This is a genomic window from Campylobacter sp. CFSAN093249 (assembly GCF_011067895.1).
Taxonomy (GTDB): Bacteria; Campylobacterota; Campylobacteria; order Campylobacterales; family Campylobacteraceae; genus Campylobacter_D; species Campylobacter_D jejuni.
Genome location: NZ_JAAMWM010000007.1, coordinates 98,716 through 117,923, shown reverse-complemented (window position 1 = coordinate 117,923; position 19,208 = coordinate 98,716). Strand labels below are relative to the sequence as shown.

The window sequence follows — 19,208 nt, the reverse complement described above, 5'->3', positions numbered from 1 at the left end:
ATAATTATGCCTTTTGCATATAATATGAATATATAATATGATCAAGAATCATGTGTATATCTTCAACTAATCCATATTCTCCTTTAGGAGTTTGTACATGAAATTTAATATCAGATAGTTTTAACAAGTCTCCCCCATCAAAACCAGTAGCTCCTACTACTTTTGCACCAATATCTTTAGCATATTTTACTGCATTAATAATATTCGGCGAAGTTCCACTACAAGATATGGCAAAAAGGACATCATCTTTAGTTAATATATCTTGCAGCTGAAGTTTGAATATATTTTCATATCCTATATCATTTGCTATAGCTGTACAAACCGGCGTGTTATCAGCTAAACTTTTCATATCAATACTTAAAATGTTTCTTCTTTTTAAACCAGCAGAAAAATCATTCACCCAATGTGATGCAGTAGCTGCACTACCTCCATTTCCTATAATATAAATCGTATTCTTATTTTTTGAAACTCGCTCAAATAAATCAACAATATCAACAATAACTTTCATATCAATTTCACTAAGCAATCGATTTAATTTTAAAATATATTCTTTTGCAAAATCTTTTACATTTTTCATTTTTTATTATTCCTTTCAATCTTCGCCGCAACAGAACAAGGACTACCATCCATGTATTCAAATTTTAAAGGCGATATTAGTATTTCTTTAATAATATCATTTTTTCTTAAATTTGAAAAATTCATATCCTCAATAACTAAAATTTCTCTACCATATTTTTTCGATAAAAAATTAAAATGACATCTCTTGCCTTCCTCCCTATCAAGCTGAGAAGTAAGAGAAATTATATCAAAACCAATGATTTTTATATTTGGAAAATTTTTTTTAAAATATAAAGGTATTTTGGAACTAATAATAGGAGAATTCCAAATATAACGCTCATCATTTCTAAGTGTATAAAAATTGGTATTAACAAGCAAAATTTCTATTTGTTTTGGTATTTTAACATTTTTATAAAAATATTCATAAGTTAATTTAGGTATTTTTTTTTTACTCAAATCAATATTAACCACAAAGATTTTTCTAGAGTAAAAAAAATCCAAAGAATATTTTTCCCCAAAATTTCCATTCTGAATACAATGGGCAGGAAAATCAATATGAGTACCCATATGTGAATTTATAAATATTTCCGTCTCTCTATTAACTAAATTATTTGAATATTTTTCTTTCCTTGTTATTAAAATTTTACTATCTTTGTAAAATTTTCTCCTAGAATCTAAACTATAAGATAAATCACACCATTGTTGTATATTATTTTTCTTCATTTCTTCCACTTAATATAAATATTTACAAAATAAAATATAAATAAAATAGGATGTTTTAAAAAACACTCACCCAATTGATAAGCTAAGTGTTGTTTATTTTTTTTACCCTCAATAAAATCATGCTCTTCTACTTTAGGAATTTTAAAATTAATATTCTTAACCTCAAGCTCACTTTTAATTTTTTTATCAATATAATCTTGATAAATAATATTAATCAAAGAAAAAGGGAGAGTTAAAATTTTTTTTAATGTTTTTGATTGCATTATTCTCAAGCCTATTCTATAAGATAAGCTATTTCTTACACTATCAGTTGCACTAGCACATTGGTTAAAAATTCTTACATACTTAGTATGGGCACTATTTTCAGAGTGATATATATCTTTAAAATAATATCTATCCTTATAATCTATATTATCAATAAAATAATTTATTATTCTAACCACCTCATCGCTTCTAAAAAATATCCTAAAATCGCCAAATGTTAGAATTAAATCTTTTGAAAATTCTAATTCAAATTGAGAAATAATTTTATAAATTTCAACCTTGTATTGTTCATGTATATTATCCATTCTATTTATTTTTCCATCCTTAATAAAACTTATCGGGAGCTCAGGTGCTGTAACCAAAAACTCTCCAATAAGATGATTTTTAAAAAATATTGTCGAATAAGATTGTGCATTAGCAATATTAGATAAAAAAAAATTTTTCGAATTTGGTATTATATAAAAATAATATGCATAAAAAAATTTTTTTTTCAAAACAGATTGTAAAATATTCAAAGAACTAAACTCAAAAGTAACAAAATCAAAAAGCCCTATTTTATTTTGCTTAAAAGAGTATTTTTTTATATACTTAACAAACGATTTTTCTATCTTGCTAGATAAATAGTTAATTTTATCAGAATACTGTTTAAGCAAATCTAACTGTATTTTTTTAGATATTGATTTGCCTTGATATTTTTTAAAATCATCTAATGCTTTAGTACACAAATCAAATAAACTCGATATTTTATCATCCCAAGGCAAATGATTTGAATTTAAATCAATTTTTGATAGAACCTTTAAAGCTCTAGAGGCATATATATATTCGGTTTTTATATTTGTCTTAAACTGCTGTTGTAAAAAATTAAAAATTTTTTCAATAACATAGCCATCTCTAGCAACAAAAATAAATTCTTTTAAATCGTTTTTTACAGCTTCATTGTATATAAAATTAGCCAAACCATAGCAAAGTGGGCCACCATAAAAATATCCAAAACTTTCCCAATAGTTATCAATATGTTTATCGCTTAAAATCCATTTTTTAATATACAATCCCAAAATAATACTTGATTCCAAACTTTCATTACGGTAAATACCACATAATTTAGGATTATACCTCACAAATACATCTTTAGGGTTAACATATCTAAATCGATACTCTTTCTGATTTATATTTTGCGTCTCAAATAAAAATTTTCCAAAATATAAAAAATTACTATAATCTTTTCTATAAAAATCTTTATAGGAATAAATATTTTCATAAAAATCAATGTTATTTTTCTGTAAAATATCAATAATATATTTCATAGAATAAACATTATTATGAATCAAAATTATCTTTTTTCCTAATTTTTTTAAGAATCTTAAAATTTGATATAATTCTTGGTTTACATAGGCACTCTGCTTAATTAATTGTTCTTCTATATTCTTAATATATGCATTTTTTTTTGGCATAAAAAAATAAATCTCATCAATATTTAAGAGAAAAGATTTTTTTTTATAATATGATTCCGCTTGAATAATTGCATTTTTTCTATATAAAGCAAAATTTTCAAGATTATATAATTGCTCAATATGCTTATACAAATCATCAAAATTAAAATAAGGAAGCAATAACAAGTAATCTAAAATATCAACATATATACAATTATTCTGATTTAAATTTACATAACTATTTTGAATCATTAATTTTTTACATAATATCTCCCCATAAAACAAATTTTTACGAGGAAATTTCCACCATTCTACAAAAAAACTATTTTTATCTTTCCAAGGCTTTGTTTCTGAAATATAGTGAATTATCTTAGGTTTTGTTTTAGCTTTATAAATCTCGTTTATAATTTTCTTAGGCAAATACATAAAATTATCCTTATATTCTATGTATGTTGTCCATAAAAAGTTCCATTCTAATGGTAAAAAATGAACATGGCCACAAAATACAATATTTAACACATCTTGATCTGGAAAATATAGATTGTCGATATTTTTAATAACTGTGAGACATTTTGAGACGGTTTTCATTTGAATACACTTAACAATATCAAATACAATAACCCCTGAATTAAAATAATCAGATATAGATCTAAAATTTATTTTATCAAAATTATTGCGAATATTTTGTTGCCATACCGTTTCTCTTTTTCTATATGCATATAATGCTGCAATATCTCTACATGCACCAATTTCTTTATTATTTAAATCAATAAAAAATAGATGAGAAATATCTGCTTTAAAAATAACATCACTATCGCAATAAATTACTTTTTTAAAATTACTAAAAATTTCAGGAATGAAAATCCTATAATACATAGCTGTAGTAAAATAAGACCTTTCATAAAATATATTACCATATTCTTTAAATATTTTCTTTAAATATTGATTTAAATTTATAAACTCAATAGTTACATTATTGTTTCTAATATTTTCTTTAAGCCTATTTAGCCTTTCTAAATCTATATTTAAATGCATAACAAATATATTATATTTATAACAATTACTAACTCTATCTACCAATGAATTTAAGGCGATAGACATATAAGGTAAATAATTATCATCTACGGCAAAAACAATTGGGATATGATAGGGAAAAATCATGCTATTATCTTTTTCCATTTTTCTTCCAATTTATATAAATCTTTATAAAATACAATATAAAAAAAAACGGATGTTCTAAAAAACACTCTCCTAGCTGATATGCTAAATGCTTTTTCATCTTTTCACCTTCAAGATAATCATAACATTCTTCAATATTAGGCGTGGAAAAAATAGGATTTACATATTCAAGATTTTTTCTAATTTTTTTTTCAATATAATCTTGATGGATAATATTACATAATGCAAAAGGAAGAATTAATATCTTACTTAATGTTTTTGATTGTATTATTCTCATTCCTATTTTATAAGATAGACTATTTTTGATAATATCAACCGCACTAAGATAGTTTAAATCATTGATTAAATTATCTTCAAAAAAATCTTCAATACGCATGTAATGATTTTCTTTTATATAATCAATATAAATTTTATTTCTCACATCTTTTAGCTTTTGATAACTAAACAAAATAGGATGCAAATTATCTAGAAATTTTAAATTACTCTGGACATTGTAACGTAATGAAATTTTTTTCCAATTATTTTTAAAAATTAAATTCATAATTATTTCTTCCTTAGAAAGAATCTCATTATGAAAATAAAAGGTTTTATCATAAAATAATATTTCTTTTAAAAAATTATTTTTCAAAAGATACTCCAAATTAATCATTATTACATTACTTTCAAAATTTTCCTGAATCAAAAATTCATCACGGAATAATTCCATTTTTTCCAAATTACAACTACTTGTAGCTACAATTATTTTTTTTTCAAAATCAGCATTCCAAAAAAAATTTAAACTATCCATAACTACAAATCTAGAACTAATCAAAAGACATTTTTCAATTTTCAATTGCGTTAAAGCAAAAAGGAATTTAAAATATAATGTTTTATACTGACTAATATTCTCATTGTTAATTTTACAAATATCAATAATACTAAGTTCAAAATCTTTAATTCTTCTAAGCTTTAAAATGCTAAACTCACTTTGAAAACTCCCATTATGTAAAATATAAAAATGAAAACGGTCTAACTCTGAAGAATTTTTTAAAATAGAAAAAATACCATTAATTAAACCTTGCAGTTGAATATTGTCAAATATAAAACAAATGTGAATATCAGAAAATACGCCACAAAAATACTGTAATATCTTTTGAACACTATCCCGATTACCTTGATATGCTATTTGTATTCTTTGTATTTTTTTATATATTTCTTGTTTTTTACTAAGCTCCATTGGAATATTACAAAAATCTCTCAATAAATTTTTCGACTTTGTATCTAAAAATAATTCTCTACATTTAAATAATATCGATCTTGAGCGAATTTGTTGTAAATTAGAAGTTTTCTTATTTCTACTAATACTTAAATTAGTTGCTCTATATAATAATAAAATTTCAGGAATATTAATAATTTTTCCACCATTTTGAAGCACATCTAACCATAATTTATAATCTTCTGCATATTGATACTCTTGAGAATATTTTAAATTATATTTTTTAAAAAAATTCTTCCTCATAATGACACTAGGGTGACAAATTGGGCATTCAAACATCATTTTAATTTTAACCATATCATGTTCATAAACATTCACCCAGCTAGCAAAAGAATCAGGATTTCTACCTATATACTTAAAATATGTTCCAGCGACAATAATACTATCATCTTTCTCCATAATTTGAAATTGTTTTTCTAATCTTGTGGGCATAGATATATCATCATCATCCATTCTTGCAATATACTTACCCCTAGATAATTGCAAACCTTTATTTAAAGAAAAAACTATTCCTTTATTTGCTTTATTTCTTAAAACAATAATTCTTTGATCAATTTTAGCATATTCCCTAATAATATCATAAGTTGCATCATTCGAACAATCATCTATAATAATAAATTCAAAGCTTGTAAAAGTTTGATTGAGAATAGATTCTATAGCAAATTTTATATACTTTTCTCTATTAAAAGTAGGCATAATAACGCTAATTAGAGGATATTCTAAATTTTCCATATCTTGCCTTTAGAAATTATATTAATAATTTTAAAAATTTTCATTTTAAGACGTATTGCTTTTTGATAATCTTTATAGAACTCTAATGGTAATTTTTGATTCTTAATACTTTTTTTATATTTTTTATTTATTTGATGTTTTAAAACTATAAAAATAATATCAAAAGGTAAAAAAATTTTTTTCATACCTTTGACAGATAATATTTTTTTGATTACCTTATAAGAAAGATATTGTTTTACCCTGTAAACTGCACCTAAAGGTTGATTTTCTATATACAATTTCAAATATTCTAAATACTTTTTCAAATGCAACGGATCTTTATTAATTGTTTTTAAACTCAATCCTTTATTACATATAACTGGCAAAAAATGTTTTTGGATATCATAACTCAAGCAATGATTAGTTTTGCTAAATTCTATAAATTTCAAAGCTATTTGTAGCCAACTTATAGCTTCATAATAGACTTTAGTTATATCTGAATTTCCAAAAATATCAATTTTTTTTAGATATGAATTGGGAGAAATTGAAAATTTTGCATTAGTAAAATTCATCAAACTTGACTCGCGTATTCGATAGATATACATTTTTTTTGAATAAACAGAAATCTTTTTACTAAAAGCAAATAATATGACTCCAAAATGGCAATCTTCAGCAAAAATACCATTAATAAATTTTAAATTAATTTTTTGTAAAAAATTAAAATCAATCATACCTTGCCAAGAAAACCAAAAATAAAAAATACTTCTCTCTTTGGCCCTATTTACCCAATCTTTAGATTCTATAATTCTTTCATCCTTAAAACCAAAATATTCCATTTGAGTCTTACAATTTTTCTTTTTAACCCCTTGAAAAACAGTTTTATAATCAAACCAAACTACCTCTACTCCATCCATTCTAAGAACACATTCTTCTATGGAATTTAATTCCCAATAATCATCAGAATCTAAAAAAATAATATAATCTATTCTTGGAAAAGAGAAATTTTGTATTTGCTCTATATCATAAAAATTTTTAGAACTTTTGTATATTTTATTTATTTTATAAAAATTCTCTTTATTTTTTAATTCAAATTCAACCAAAGAGTCTGACTTATATTTTTGTGTTTTGATTTCAAAGATATACTTATTTTCAAAAAATTCTATGCCTACATTGCGAGCGGAAGAAAGACCGCCGTTTTCCTTATCAATTAAAATAAATCTTTCATCTTTTAAAGTATATTCTTTGGCTATACTTAAAGAATTTTCATCTGTGCTTCCATCATTTACTAGTACAATTTGTAAATTTTTATAAGTTTGATTAACTACACTATCCAAACATTCTCTTAAATATTTTTCTACATTATAAATAGGAATTACTACACCTACAGTTTTAATTTGATTCATTGTTTAACTTTTTAAAATTTATTTTCCTAGAATCTTTAAAAAAACCCTTTGGATTGAAACATAATTTTCGTACTAAACGATAAAATTTGGTTTGTGAAATTATACTTTGTATAAAATATATACCCAAAAATTCTAAGATTTTAGAAAAAATATTCATACTTTTTACTTCATATAAATAAGGTTTATAGACAAATGATTGTAAAGAATAAAATGTTTTATCACAATTATTCAATGTTAATAATTTTTGCTTATTGAAAATAATTTGATAAAATTTACCAAACTTTGCAAAACTATAAAGTTCATTTTTTAGAAAAAAAATGAACTTATATCGATCATTATCATTTATAATTTCATTTTTTTTCAAAAAATCTATAATTTCATTTTTTTTCTCAAGACTTAAGGAATTAAAATAAACTCGAGTTTCATCAATTTGGGTTGCACTTAGATCAAAATTCCAATATTTTCTTTTATAAATTTCATCGCTATTTTCATCAAAAAATAACCATGAGTCTGGCAGAATTCCTTTTTTAAAATAAACACACGAATAATCTTTTAAAAAATGTTTTAAACTATCATATTCATTCACATCAACTAAAATTTGAGAAATTTTCTCCTTATTTAAGTAGTTTTTAAAATCTTCCTCTTTAATGGTAATAATCTCATCTATATTTTTATAGATAAAATCCCCTAAATAAATACTCAAAGAATCAAAATCATACTTTTCTCTTATAAGAGCTAAATTTTTCACATTTTTTACATTTGCAATTTTTAAAGGTTTTAAATGGTAGTCTTTTAAATTTTTCAAATGCTTATAAAATAACTTGTGATTTTTGTGTTTTCTATCCATATAGCCATTTTGATTAGGTTCAATATGCCAAAAATGGTACATATAAATCCCATAAAAACAAGCCTCGTAGCCGAGCAATGAAAACCAAGAACGAAAACCCTTAAAATTATAGAAGTTCCAATTTCTAGAATCATAATTTAAATTAAAAGGCATTTTCTCAAACTTAATACAAGACTTTAAAACTCTAACAAAAAAATCAAAATCTTCATAACCGTGACCAATAAAACTTTCATTGTTTCCACCAAGCTCTAAAAATTTATGCTTATTGATAATCAAACTCGAAGTCGAACTGGGAGCAAAAAATTTAACAAAAGTTTTTTTTCCACTAATTAAATCCTCTTGAATTAAAGCATCCCAAAAATCTATCTCATAATTTTTTAGAATTTCATTAGCTTTTTGCGTTAAATATACAACTGGCAAAACTACAAGAGCATTTGGATTATTTGTAATATTTTTAATTTGTATAAGTTTGAGAATTTTTTCAAAATTCTCAAAAGAAATAAAGCAATCAAGATCTAAAAATAAAATTACTTTGGCATTAGCATAACTAGCACCTAAATTTCTACATTTTCCTTGTGAAAAAACTTTTTGGTCTTGATCTTTTAAATAAATATGATTTTGTTTTAAAATATAATGTTTAAGATTATGATTTTGCGAAGAAAATCCTTCCACAAAAATAAATTCTATATTTTCATCGCTTTTAAAATATTTTGCTTTTTCAATAACCCTTTTTTTTATATAAGGACGCTCCTTGCTTAAACCAAAAGGGATAATAACAGATAAAAGGGCCATTTTAAACATTCCCTATCGCATAAAGTTGAATAATACCTATAATCTTATTTTCCTTAGATACAACAATTTCTTTGATTTTATGTTTTAGCATGATCTCTTCTGCTTCACTTGCCATAGCATCAGCATCGACTACTTTAGGATTTGTACTCATGATTTCTTTGGCTCTAAAATCAAATCTTGGTTTATCGCTTGTCTTTAAAGCACGACGCAAATCTCCATCAGTGATGATACCCACTAATTTTTCATTCTCAAGTACCACACAAAGCCCTAACTTTCCACTAGTCATCACATCAACAAGATCATTAAATTCAGTATCAGGATGCACTATAGGAAGGTTGCTTGAAACCATAAGATCTTTTACCTTGGTTAAAAGCTTACGCCCCAAACTCCCCCCTGGATGAAAAAGGGCAAAATCATCAGGCTTGAAATTTCTTACCTTCATCAAAGCAGCAGCTAAAGCATCCCCCATAACCAAAGTTGCGGTTGTCGAAGACATAGGAGCAAGCTGCAAAGGACAAGCTTCCTTTTCCACAGCTATATTTAAAAATATATCGCTTTGCTTTACAAGGGTGGAATTTTTTTTACCACACATTACTATAAGTGGAATTTTACGCTTTTTTATAGCTGGAATGATTTTTAAAATTTCTTCAGTTTCTCCTGAATTTGAAATAGCAATTAAAACATCTTCAGGAGTTAGCATTCCAAGATCTCCATGCAAAGCCTCTCCTGGATGGATGAAAAAGCTTGGCGTTCCTGTACTTGCTAAAGTAGCTGCTATCTTAGCACCTATATGACCCGATTTACCCATTCCACTGACTATGCAACGCCCTTTGGTATTTAGCATCAAATTCACAGCTTGATTAAAATTTTCATCTAAATTTTTAGCCAAATCCAAAATAGCTTGTGCTTCTTTTTCAAAGACTTCTTTGGCTATTTCAAGAGTATTCATTTTTAAACCTTAAAGATTAAGCACGACATTGGTTGCAATAGCAATTTGATAAAGAATTTGAGTTAACATTGAAAAAATTTGCAAATTCTCACTATCTACTTTTGGCAATACCAACACAGAATCGCCTGGTTTCATATCTATACCACTATGATATTTTTCAGCTTTTCCATTGCTTCGTATAACCAAAACTTTTGAAGTATCCGCTCTTTCTCCATAACCTCCTGCAAGATTGATATAATATCTTAAATCTTTGCCCTTATCATACACAAAAGCTCCAGGTAAAGAAACCTCACCTTGAACTATGATGAGATTATTCTTACTTGGTACATTAATAGTATCACCATCTTCTAAAATAACCGAATTATAAGACTTTGGATTATCAATGACAATTTGACCCTTAGGCTCTACTTGCTTAGCTCTTTGGATAAATTCTAAAATCGTTTTTGCTTGTTGAGCTCTTATAGCTGCACCTTGAGCTGTAACAGAACCACTAGTTAAAGCTAGAGTTTCAAGCTCTTTAAGCTGAGCATTGATAAGTTCTTTTTGAGTTCTAGCTACACTTTTTCTAAACACTTGTAAAGCTTGCATGTTTGATTGTGGATTGGCTTTAATTAATTTAGAAATATCTTCTAAAGTCGTTCCTTTACCCACAACTAAAGTTTTTAAACCATTATGCTCGCCATTTACACTTATAGTTATATTTTCAGAAACATACTCAGGGTGAAATTCTACCTCATCTCCCGTTCTAAGTAAAACTTTTGAAAATTGCATTTTATTATAAGCACTGACATCAAGTTTATGATCTTCACCATAACTTTTTACGATAGCATTAGTCACGATAGGTTTAGCACCTGATACTCTAGCTAAGTCAGCTAAAGTTTTAATATCATTTGAAAGTTCAAAACGAAAAGGTCTTTGCACATCACCGTTAACAAAAGCGTAATTTTGAACATTTCCTACTAAAATAACATCTCCGCTTCTAAAAGGAAAAAGATCCATTTGCCCCTTTAGTAAAAAATCATATAAATCAATATTTTTTATCACGCTGTTATTACGCAAAATTTGAATATCTCTAAAACTTCCATATTCTAAATTTATACCCCCTGCTTTATCAAGATACTGGATCACTGAATCCGAACTAAGTCCTTGATAAAGTCCTGGAGCATTAACACTTCCTGTTACAAAAACACTGACATTTTGATAAGCATTCATATCTGCATAAACAAAAACATTGCTTTTATAGATTTTATTAACATGTGCTTTTATAACACTTACAAGGGTACTATTTTTCACACCTAGTAAATTTACAGCTCCTACTTTAGGGATAAAAATATTTCCTTGAGAATCCACCACTAAAACTTGCGAAAACTCAACAGCTCCCCAAATTTTAAGACTGATTTGATCACCAACTGCGATCTTATAATCTGGGTTATAAACTCTTTGATTGTAATTTTTAAAATTTCCATTAAAAAGATGAGCGCCAAATACTAAAATTTGATGAATTTTTGTAAGATTATTTTCTTTATTTACTATATCATAATTTGAGCTTAAATTTTGATCTATGCTAGTTGTAGTAGAACCTTGATCCTCTGCTGAAATGATTTGTGAAACATCCACAGCTCCAAAACATAAAATACAACTAAAAAGTAAAATTAATATTTTTTTCATTTTAATACTTATGCTCCTCTATTATCATTTTAATAAATTTAACAATCCCAAAAATCAAAGATAATACAATAAATGCTGTTAAAATATCATAAATTCTTTCAGGATATTTTGCGCTTTCTGGAATATCTGGACTTTGAATGATGACAAGTTGTTTTATTTTTCTTAATGCTTCTATTCTAGCACTTTCATAAGCTTTTAAAGCTGCTTCATAAGCTTTTTGCGCAAAAGTAGCTTCTATAGTTAGATCTTGAAATTTAGCAGCCAAATCATTAAGCTTTTGAGAAGAATTGTTAGCTGAAATTTTAGATTTTTCCCTTAAAAGCTGTTTTTTAATCGCTTCAATTTCTGCTTTAAGTGCTACTACTTCAGGTGCTGCATCATTCATATAGCTTTGTAAAGTTAAAAGTTTAGCTTCTTTTTGAGCTAAATTAGTCTCAATTTGCGCAACCAAACTTGCTTTAGCTTCAGCTTGTTTCAAGGGATCAAAAACCCCATATTTATTTTGAAAAGCAATCAAATCATTTTGTGCTTTTTGATATCGTTCTTTGTATTTTTGTACTTCATTTTCAGCAAAAGCCATTTGTTCCCTAGCTGCTTTATGAGAGATTTCGTTGATAAACTTTTCGCTTTCCTGCATAATAGTTTGAGCAATCAAATGAGCTGATTTAGGTGTAAAACCTTCTACTTCTACCTGCAAAAGCTTAGTAGTTTCATCCGTATGCACCTTAACTCTTGCTTGGTAATATTTAAGATAAGATTCTATCGAACTTGAATCCCAAATTTTAAAAGGCAAATCTATATGTTGTTCTTGATAAAGACTTTTAAGTTTAATTTTCTCATCCAAAATTTTTAACATATCACTTGATTCTATATAACCTTTTAGATAATTTAAATCTTCGCTTGCTGTAGAAGTGCTACTAAGCAAAGACAAAATTCCACTTGTTTGAGCACTTTCTCCACTTGTTGATCTAACATCTAAAATCATCGTGCTTACATATCTTGGTGCTGCAATCAATGTATAATAAATCACAACAAAAATCATTATAAACCAAACAATTTTAAAAGAATCAAATACACTTAAATCTTTGATTTTTTCTAATAAAGTTTTATTTTCTTCCATTAAGCTTTTCCTTGATATACAGCTATTCCTTCATCTACATCATCATAAACCGTAATTTGACCATTTTTCATATAAATTATTTTATCACACCATTCTTTAATTTCAGCTACATTATGAGATACCATAATCACCTTTGATTTGCTTAATCTTTCTCTATATAATTTCACGCTTTTTTCCCTAAAAGCAGGATCTCCAACAGCTCCAGCCTCATCGATCAAATAATAATCAAAATCAAAAGCCATACTAAGTCCAAAAGCTATCCTAGCACTCATTCCCGAAGAATAAGTCTTCATAGGCTCATCAAAAAATTTTCCTATTTCAGCAAAATCTTCCACAAATTTTACTTTTTCTTGAAGTTCTTTACCCTTGTATCCATACACCCTAGCTACAAATTTAGCATTATCTCTGGCAGTTAAAGAACCTTGAAAAGCTCCATTTAAACCCAAAGGCCAAGATAATTTTTTATTAGTAATTATCTTGCCACTATCAGGAAGCTCTGCTCCGCTTAAAAGTCTCATGAGAGTGGACTTGCCTGCGCCATTATATCCCATTAAACCTATGCTACAATTTTCAGGAAATTCAAAAGTAAAATTTTTAAAAACATAATGCCTTCCACCACTAAATAAAGGATAAGATTTAGTTAGATTAATTAGCTTTATCATTCTTTTTTTGCCGCCGTTAGAGCTTGTCTATTATAGTAGTAAATAAAAAGCCCTATAAATAAAACAAGTAAAATCCAAAATATAACATAAAAATAACTATATTCATCTTGCAAAGGATAATTTTCAAAAAAATTAAATCTTAAAAGCTCCATTATGTGAAGCAAAGGATTGTAATAAAATATATCAAGTAAAGGACGAGGAGTTAACCAGGTGGGAAATATAATCCCAGAACTCCAATAAAATACTATACTAAAATAAGCTAATAAAGTTCTTAAAGGTTCTACAAAGTGCCAAACAATAGCAAAACAAATCCCTAAAGCAAAAGCTGAGCATATGAGTAAAAAAATACAAAATAAAACTCCAAGTAAATGAACAGGAAATACATCGAGTCTAAAGAACCACCCTGCAAAAAAAAGCACAGTGATAAAAATCACAAAATAAATACAAAATTCAAGCAAAGTTCTAGCAATAAATACATGTATAGGTTTTACAGGTTTATAGGCAAACAAAGATAAATTTGCCCCTATTCCATTCATAAGCTGAGTTACTATACTTCTAAACATAAAAAAAGGCATAATGCCTGAAATCAAAAACATAAAAATAGAAATTCCTTCAGGCATAACTTGATGATGATATTCCCTAATAACAGTTCCTATAATAGTCACCAAAAGCACAACACTCATAGGCTCTCCAACTACCCATATATATCCAAGATACCTATTTTTTCCAAATCTAGTTTTTAACTCTCTAAAAAATAAAGCGTGAATTACATTTAACATTTATTTTCTATACCTAACAATTTACATAAACCATAATCATAACTCATTTTTTTAAACAAAATCATAAAAATTTATTTTTTACAAAACTCAAGCTTTTTACTAAGTCCTAAAGCATTGTTAGTAAATTTAAGCCAAAAAAGCTCTAAGGCATAAATTTTTGCACTTTTATCAAGTTTAGCAAAGGGAAATTTAGAAAAATAAATTTTCATTTGCTCCTTGCTTGCCATTTTAAACTCGGCCTTAGCTTGCACACCTTTTAAAAAGGCTATTTTACTTTCTTTGGCTATATTAAGTGCTATACTTGAATTTTCACTGGCTAATCTTATATGCTTAGTATCTTCATGAGAAGCGATAATAAAAGCTAAATTCTTCTCATCAAAAGCATAAAAAGCACTAGCTGTATAAACACCTTTTTCATCAATCATAGCCCAAGATAAAAGCTGCTCATTTTTTATAAATTCTAAAATTCTTTCATCCATATTGTAAAAATTATACTAAAATATTTTTAAAAATAACCGATTTTTAATTTAAACTATAAATATAAGGGGAAGAAATGCAAATTGATGCTAGCAAAAACCAAAGTTTTTCGATGGATTATACAACAAAAAGTGGCAAACATTTAGCCTTATCTATGTATGACAATCAAAGCGTGAGTTATGCAAATAATGAAGAAGGTAAAACTCTTAATCTTAAGCGTCAGTATGGCTTTAGCTTTACTTTTGAAGGCTCTAAGCTCACACAAAATGATCTTGATGAGATTAAAAATGCTATGAAAGAAGTTGAACCTATGATCAAAGACTTTTTAGCAAATTCTAAAGTCGGAGAGTTAAAGCCAAAAGAAATTATAGAATCAGCTATGCAAATGGCAAATGTTCTACCAACACCAAATGATGAAAACCATCAAAATGCTATTATGAATAATTTTACAAATAAACTCAGTGATTTACTAAAACAAAATCAAACAGATGATAAAGATATCAATGCTTCCATGCTTGAAGATAGCAAAAAACTTCTTGATGAAGTTTTAGAACAAATGAAAAAACAACTTGAAAAACAGCAAGAAAAAGCCAAGGAAAATCAAGATAAGACAGATGATAGTTTAAATCTTTACGCTTAAATCATATAATATTAAAAATTATCAAGGAGTTTTTAAATGACAAATATCGAAATTTTAGAAAATATGCTCAAACTCCAACAAAAACTCAACGATGAAACAAACGGCTTAAATTGGGAAAATGGCTACACCAAAGAAGGAAAACTGATCAGTTGGAGACGCTGTATTTATATGGAATGTGCAGAACTTATAGACTCTTTTACATGGAAACATTGGAAAAATATTTCAAGTCCAACAAATTGGGAAAATGTGCGTATAGAGATTGTCGATATTTGGCATTTTATTTTAAGTCTTTTACTTGAAGAGTATCGCGATAAAAACAATAAAGATTTCAAAGCTATAGCCACAGAAGTTAATGCTGTAAGCGTGTTTCAAGATTTTTGCAAAGAAGAAGAATACCCTAATGAGGGTGATATTTATGGCATTTTAAATGATATAGAGCTTATTATCCATAAATGCAGTGGTTTTGGATTTAATCTTGAAGAATTACTTTCAACCTATTTTACCCTAGCTATTAAATGTGGGCTAAATCTTGAAATTCTTTATAAGACCTACATAGGTAAAAATGTTTTAAATATTTTTAGACAAAACAATGGTTACAAAGATGGCAGCTATAAAAAAACTTGGAATGGCAAAGAAGACAATGAAGTTTTAGCTCAAATTTTAGAACAAGAGCTTGATTTTGATACTATTTATAAAAAACTAGAAGAATGCTACAAAAAGGCATAATTTGGATATTTTAAAACTTGCAATCAAAGATTTTTTAAGTCTTAAATTTTTAAAATTTGCCTTAATTCCTTTGATTTTTAGCCTTATACTGATGCTTTTTTTAGGAGTACTTGGCTTTTCGGCCTTGCTTGATTATTTTAATTCTTTATTTAGCGTTGGAGAAGATTCGTTTTGGGCGTGGTTTTATGCTCTTCATTTTGTACAAATTTTAATCACCATCATAAGTTTTTTATTTTCAGGTTTTATTGTTGTTTTTGCTTCGGTTTTTTTAGCCCTTTTTATCACTTCTTTTCTTACTCCTTTTATCGCTAAAGAAATCAACCAAAAATATTACCATTATGATAATACAAACGAAGTTTCAACCTTAAAAACTATCTTTGAAATTTTTAAAATATTTATAAAATTTATAGGGATTTTATTGCTTTGCACCTTGGCTTTATTTTTACCTTTTATAAATATTTTTGTATATTATCTTGCTTTTTATTATCTCTTTCACAAACTTTTAATGATTGATGTTACAAGCACGATTTTAGACAAAGAAAGTTTTAAAAATTTTCATTCTGATTTTTCGCCTTTAGAGTTTAAATTTAGCACTCTTTGTTTTTATCTACTCTCATCAGTACCACTTTTAGGACTTTTTTTGCAAGTATTTTTTGTGATTTTTCTCACACATTTAAGCTATCAAAGAATTTTAAAACTAAAAGCTAAGGCTTGAAATATCGATTTTGTGATTGTATAAATAAGCTCTTAAAAGTCTTGGAATTTTAGCTATTCTACACTCTTCTTTGAAATTTTTAGGTAATTTTTGACAAGTTTCATACTCAAAAACAATAGCTTGTTCGTTTTTATATGCAAGTGCTATTTTACCACCTAAAACACAATCACCCTTTAAAAGCTCTTTTCTTTGTGCCGTGCTTAAAAGCAAACCTTTCATTTTCACCGCTCTAGCAATCAAGCTTTCATTTTTAGGGCAAATAAGAAGTCCTTGAATTTCTTTGATATTTTCAAAATCATAAAGTTTTTTCCTGTCTTCATCAAGATAAGAAAAACTTCTTTTTAAACCCTGATGAAATTCACTCACAAAGGCATTAGAGAAATTTTTTCTTATATAATTTCTAAAATATTTTTCATTTTCATTACTTTCATCATGGAAATAAAAAATATCTTTTTCTTTTAAAAAAGATGAAATTTCATCTTTACTTATAAAGAGTAAAGGGCGTAAAAGTGTATAATTTGAGCGTTTTTCACACTCTTGCATACCTAAAATTTCAGCCAAACCTGCGCCTCGTGAAAGTTGCATCAAAAACCATTCAAATTGATCGTTTAAATGATGGGCTAAGATAAGATGGTCATAACCTTGCTCAAGACAAATTTTTTCAAAAAAATCATAGCGAAAATCTCTGGCTTTTTTTTCAAAGTTACTTTGAAATTTAGGAGCGTGTTTTATGAAAATTTTTTTATGAAATTTTAAAGCAAGTTCTTTGGCTTTTAACTCTTCTAAATCACTATTTTTTCTAGTTTTGTAATTTATCATCACAAGATCAAAGTCGATCTTTTCTTGCATTAAAAGATAAAAAAGCACACTAGAATCACTTCCATAAGAAAAAGCGAGTAAATTTTTACCCCTTTTTAAAAGGGCTAAAATTTCATCTTTAATTTGCATCTACTTTTCTTAAAGCCTTAGCAAGGAGTTTTTTATCAAGGTTTTGTAAAATTTCACATTCATAAATTTGCCCCATTTCCAAATTTCCACATTCGCTTTCATTAATAAGAATTTCCCCATCAATCTCTCTATCCCATCTTAAATCTTTAGCTGCGATAAAAAACTCTCCCTCGCTACTTTCTCCTGTGCAAACTACTAAACGCTTTTGCCCTACTTCTTTTTCAAAACTTTTTTCTATCACTTCATCAACAATTTTTTCTATGATTTTAAGCCTTTTATTGATCACTTTAAAAGGCACTTGCTCCATATCAAAAGCGGCTGTATCTTCTTCCTTAGAATACGCAAAAACACTCACCCTATCAAAACCAAAGTCTTTAACAAACTCACAAAGCTCTTCAAAATCTGCCTCACTTTCACCTGGATGCCCTACGATAAAGCCCGTGCGTAAAAAGCTATTTGGCGCACTTTTCATTAAATTTAGCATTTCTTTAAGTCTTGTGCTATTTGCCCCACGCTTCATGATTTTAAGCATATTATCACTTATGTGCTGCAAAGGCATATCAAAATAATTTACAAAAATTTCAGAAGCTATAATGCGTTTGATCAAAGCTTCACTCGCGCTCGTAGGATAAAGATATAAAATTCTAGCCGCTCTTATGCCTTTGATTTTTTCCACCTCATCGATTAAGCGTATAAGCCCATCTTTTTCACCCTTATCAAACAAATAAGAACTCGTATCTTGTGCAATAAAAGAAAAGTCCTTATAACCTCTAGCTACCAAATCTTTAAGCTCAGCTATAATGCTACTTATCTCGCGAGATTTTAACTTGCCTTTAAAACTTGGGATAGCACAAAAAGAGCATTTTTGATTACAACCTTCGGCGATTTTTATAAAAGCATGGGAATTTGAACCTGTGATAATACGTTTAGAATTTTCACTTTGCAAATAAGTCGAATTTGAAAATAAATTTGTTTTTTTAAGTATCATTTCATCGATTCTTTCATAATCACCCACACCTGTGAAAAGATCAACCTCAGGGAGTTCTTTCATAAGTTCTTCGCGGTAACGCTGCATCAAACAACCCGTAACCACCAAAAGAGAATCTTTTTTTCTTTGTTCGTGCAAATCCAAAATCGCATTAATACTTTCTTTTTTTGCACTATCGATAAAACCACAAGTATTTACGATTATAACATCAGCTTTGCTTGGTTCATCGCAAAGTTCATAAGCACTAAGGCGCCCTAGCATGATCTCACTATCGACTAAATTTTTATTACAACCTAAAGACATAAGATAAAGTTTTGACATTTTTTTCCTATATTAAAGTTTTCTTTTGATATAATTTTTGACTTTAAAAATAT

At 27.3% G+C, this 19,208-nt stretch carries 17 protein-coding genes; 3 read left to right on the top strand and 14 right to left on the bottom strand.

The genetic code is table 11. The features are described from left to right. Window positions 1–4: 4 nt before the first annotated feature. The 12 genes from FBF10_RS07765 to FBF10_RS07710 all read right to left on the bottom strand — a co-directional run bounded on the left by FBF10_RS07765 (window position 5) and on the right by FBF10_RS07710 (window position 14,819). Entirely contained in the window at window positions 5–577 is a 573-nt protein-coding gene (locus FBF10_RS07765) for an SIS domain-containing protein (RefSeq protein WP_002887767.1), read from the bottom strand. Further along, window positions 574–1,281, bottom strand: a complete 708-nt coding sequence (locus FBF10_RS07760) for a cyclase family protein (protein WP_002887763.1) — start codon at window positions 1,279–1,281, stop codon at window positions 574–576. Before FBF10_RS07760 ends, FBF10_RS07765 begins: the two co-directional genes overlap by 4 nt. Next, complete coding sequence (locus tag FBF10_RS07755) at window positions 1,278–4,154, bottom strand: glycosyltransferase (RefSeq protein WP_002887761.1); 2,877 nt, start codon at window positions 4,152–4,154, stop codon at window positions 1,278–1,280. The genes FBF10_RS07760 and FBF10_RS07755 overlap by 4 nt, the downstream gene beginning before the upstream one ends. Next, window positions 4,141–6,141, bottom strand: a complete 2,001-nt coding sequence (locus tag FBF10_RS07750) for a glycosyltransferase family 2 protein (RefSeq protein ID WP_002887760.1) — start codon at window positions 6,139–6,141, stop codon at window positions 4,141–4,143. The genes FBF10_RS07755 and FBF10_RS07750 overlap by 14 nt, the downstream gene beginning before the upstream one ends. After that, on the bottom strand, window positions 6,129–7,523 hold the full coding sequence (locus FBF10_RS07745; RefSeq protein ID WP_002887758.1) for a glycosyltransferase family 2 protein: 1,395 nt from the start codon (window positions 7,521–7,523) through the stop codon (window positions 6,129–6,131). Before FBF10_RS07745 ends, FBF10_RS07750 begins: the two co-directional genes overlap by 13 nt. Further along, window positions 7,510–9,162: a glycosyltransferase gene (locus tag FBF10_RS07740; protein WP_002887757.1), complete on the bottom strand. Its 1,653-nt coding sequence runs from the start codon at window positions 9,160–9,162 to the stop codon at window positions 7,510–7,512. Before FBF10_RS07740 ends, FBF10_RS07745 begins: the two co-directional genes overlap by 14 nt. A 1-nt stretch (window position 9,163) precedes the next feature. Next, window positions 9,164–10,111 (bottom strand): KpsF/GutQ family sugar-phosphate isomerase, encoded by a 948-nt coding sequence (locus tag FBF10_RS07735; protein ID WP_002867265.1) that lies wholly within the window; start codon window positions 10,109–10,111, stop codon window positions 9,164–9,166. Between the two features lie 9 nt (window positions 10,112–10,120). Next, the gene (locus tag FBF10_RS07730; protein WP_002887756.1) at window positions 10,121–11,779 is read right to left on the bottom strand and encodes a polysaccharide biosynthesis/export family protein; all 1,659 of its coding nucleotides are present in this window, start codon (window positions 11,777–11,779) and stop codon (window positions 10,121–10,123) included. A gap of 1 nt (window position 11,780) precedes the next feature. Continuing rightward, window positions 11,781–12,899 carry a capsule polysaccharide transporter gene (locus FBF10_RS07725; protein ID WP_002858848.1) on the bottom strand — a complete coding sequence of 373 codons (1,119 nt, stop codon included), beginning with the start codon at window positions 12,897–12,899 and terminating at the stop codon, window positions 11,781–11,783. Continuing rightward, entirely contained in the window at window positions 12,899–13,561 is a 663-nt protein-coding gene (locus FBF10_RS07720) for an ABC transporter ATP-binding protein (RefSeq protein WP_002781126.1), read from the bottom strand. Before FBF10_RS07720 ends, FBF10_RS07725 begins: the two co-directional genes overlap by 1 nt. Continuing rightward, the gene (gene kpsM, locus FBF10_RS07715; RefSeq protein WP_002887755.1) at window positions 13,558–14,340 is read right to left on the bottom strand and encodes a capsule polysaccharide transporter KpsM; all 783 of its coding nucleotides are present in this window, start codon (window positions 14,338–14,340) and stop codon (window positions 13,558–13,560) included. Before kpsM ends, FBF10_RS07720 begins: the two co-directional genes overlap by 4 nt. 71 nt (window positions 14,341–14,411) lie before the next feature. Beyond that, the gene (locus tag FBF10_RS07710; RefSeq protein WP_002781130.1) at window positions 14,412–14,819 is read right to left on the bottom strand and encodes a hypothetical protein; all 408 of its coding nucleotides are present in this window, start codon (window positions 14,817–14,819) and stop codon (window positions 14,412–14,414) included. 74 nt (window positions 14,820–14,893) lie between these two features. Between FBF10_RS07710 and ciaI the strand changes: the two genes are divergently transcribed. From ciaI to FBF10_RS07695, 3 genes are read left to right on the top strand one after another with little or no spacing between them, the layout of a single operon-like run. After that, on the top strand, window positions 14,894–15,457 hold the full coding sequence (gene ciaI, locus FBF10_RS07705; RefSeq protein WP_002826203.1) for an intracellular survival protein CiaI: 564 nt from the start codon (window positions 14,894–14,896) through the stop codon (window positions 15,455–15,457). A 36-nt stretch (window positions 15,458–15,493) separates the two neighbouring features. Continuing rightward, complete coding sequence (gene dut, locus FBF10_RS07700; protein WP_002781134.1) at window positions 15,494–16,183, top strand: dUTPase; 690 nt, start codon at window positions 15,494–15,496, stop codon at window positions 16,181–16,183. A 1-nt stretch (window position 16,184) separates the two neighbouring features. Further along, the gene (locus FBF10_RS07695; RefSeq protein WP_002819467.1) at window positions 16,185–16,898 is read left to right on the top strand and encodes an EI24 domain-containing protein; all 714 of its coding nucleotides are present in this window, start codon (window positions 16,185–16,187) and stop codon (window positions 16,896–16,898) included. On the opposite strand, the gene tilS is transcribed toward FBF10_RS07695, so the two are convergent. Both tilS and rimO read right to left on the bottom strand, forming a co-directional pair. Further along, entirely contained in the window at window positions 16,881–17,846 is a 966-nt protein-coding gene (tilS, locus tag FBF10_RS07690; protein ID WP_002858852.1) for a tRNA lysidine(34) synthetase TilS, read from the bottom strand. The two genes, FBF10_RS07695 and tilS, sit on opposite strands and share 18 nt — an antisense overlap. Then, on the bottom strand, window positions 17,836–19,155 hold the full coding sequence (gene rimO, locus FBF10_RS07685; protein WP_002858853.1) for a 30S ribosomal protein S12 methylthiotransferase RimO: 1,320 nt from the start codon (window positions 19,153–19,155) through the stop codon (window positions 17,836–17,838). The genes tilS and rimO overlap by 11 nt, the downstream gene beginning before the upstream one ends. Window positions 19,156–19,208: the final 53 nt, after the last annotated feature.

Bases quoted from the DNA above. Each gene is read 5' to 3' on its own strand.
- FBF10_RS07765 (WP_002887767.1), bottom strand. From the start codon at position 577: ATGAAAAATGTAAAAGATTTTGCAAAAGAATATATTTTAAAATTAAAT.
- FBF10_RS07760 (WP_002887763.1), bottom strand. From the start codon at position 1,281: ATGAAGAAAAATAATATACAACAATGGTGTGATTTATCTTATAGTTTA.
- FBF10_RS07755 (WP_002887761.1), bottom strand. From the start codon at position 4,154: ATGGAAAAAGATAATAGCATGATTTTTCCCTATCATATCCCAATTGTT.
- FBF10_RS07750 (WP_002887760.1), bottom strand. From the start codon at position 6,141: ATGGAAAATTTAGAATATCCTCTAATTAGCGTTATTATGCCTACTTTT.
- FBF10_RS07745 (WP_002887758.1), bottom strand. From the start codon at position 7,523: ATGAATCAAATTAAAACTGTAGGTGTAGTAATTCCTATTTATAATGTA.
- FBF10_RS07740 (WP_002887757.1), bottom strand. From the start codon at position 9,162: ATGGCCCTTTTATCTGTTATTATCCCTTTTGGTTTAAGCAAGGAGCGT.
- FBF10_RS07735 (WP_002867265.1), bottom strand. From the start codon at position 10,111: ATGAATACTCTTGAAATAGCCAAAGAAGTCTTTGAAAAAGAAGCACAA.
- FBF10_RS07730 (WP_002887756.1), bottom strand. From the start codon at position 11,779: ATGAAAAAAATATTAATTTTACTTTTTAGTTGTATTTTATGTTTTGGA.
- FBF10_RS07725 (WP_002858848.1), bottom strand. From the start codon at position 12,899: ATGGAAGAAAATAAAACTTTATTAGAAAAAATCAAAGATTTAAGTGTA.
- FBF10_RS07720 (WP_002781126.1), bottom strand. From the start codon at position 13,561: ATGATAAAGCTAATTAATCTAACTAAATCTTATCCTTTATTTAGTGGT.
- kpsM (WP_002887755.1), bottom strand. From the start codon at position 14,340: ATGTTAAATGTAATTCACGCTTTATTTTTTAGAGAGTTAAAAACTAGA.
- FBF10_RS07710 (WP_002781130.1), bottom strand. From the start codon at position 14,819: ATGGATGAAAGAATTTTAGAATTTATAAAAAATGAGCAGCTTTTATCT.
- ciaI (WP_002826203.1), top strand. From the start codon at position 14,894: ATGCAAATTGATGCTAGCAAAAACCAAAGTTTTTCGATGGATTATACA.
- dut (WP_002781134.1), top strand. From the start codon at position 15,494: ATGACAAATATCGAAATTTTAGAAAATATGCTCAAACTCCAACAAAAA.
- tilS (WP_002858852.1), bottom strand. From the start codon at position 17,846: ATGCAAATTAAAGATGAAATTTTAGCCCTTTTAAAAAGGGGTAAAAAT.
- rimO (WP_002858853.1), bottom strand. From the start codon at position 19,155: ATGTCAAAACTTTATCTTATGTCTTTAGGTTGTAATAAAAATTTAGTC.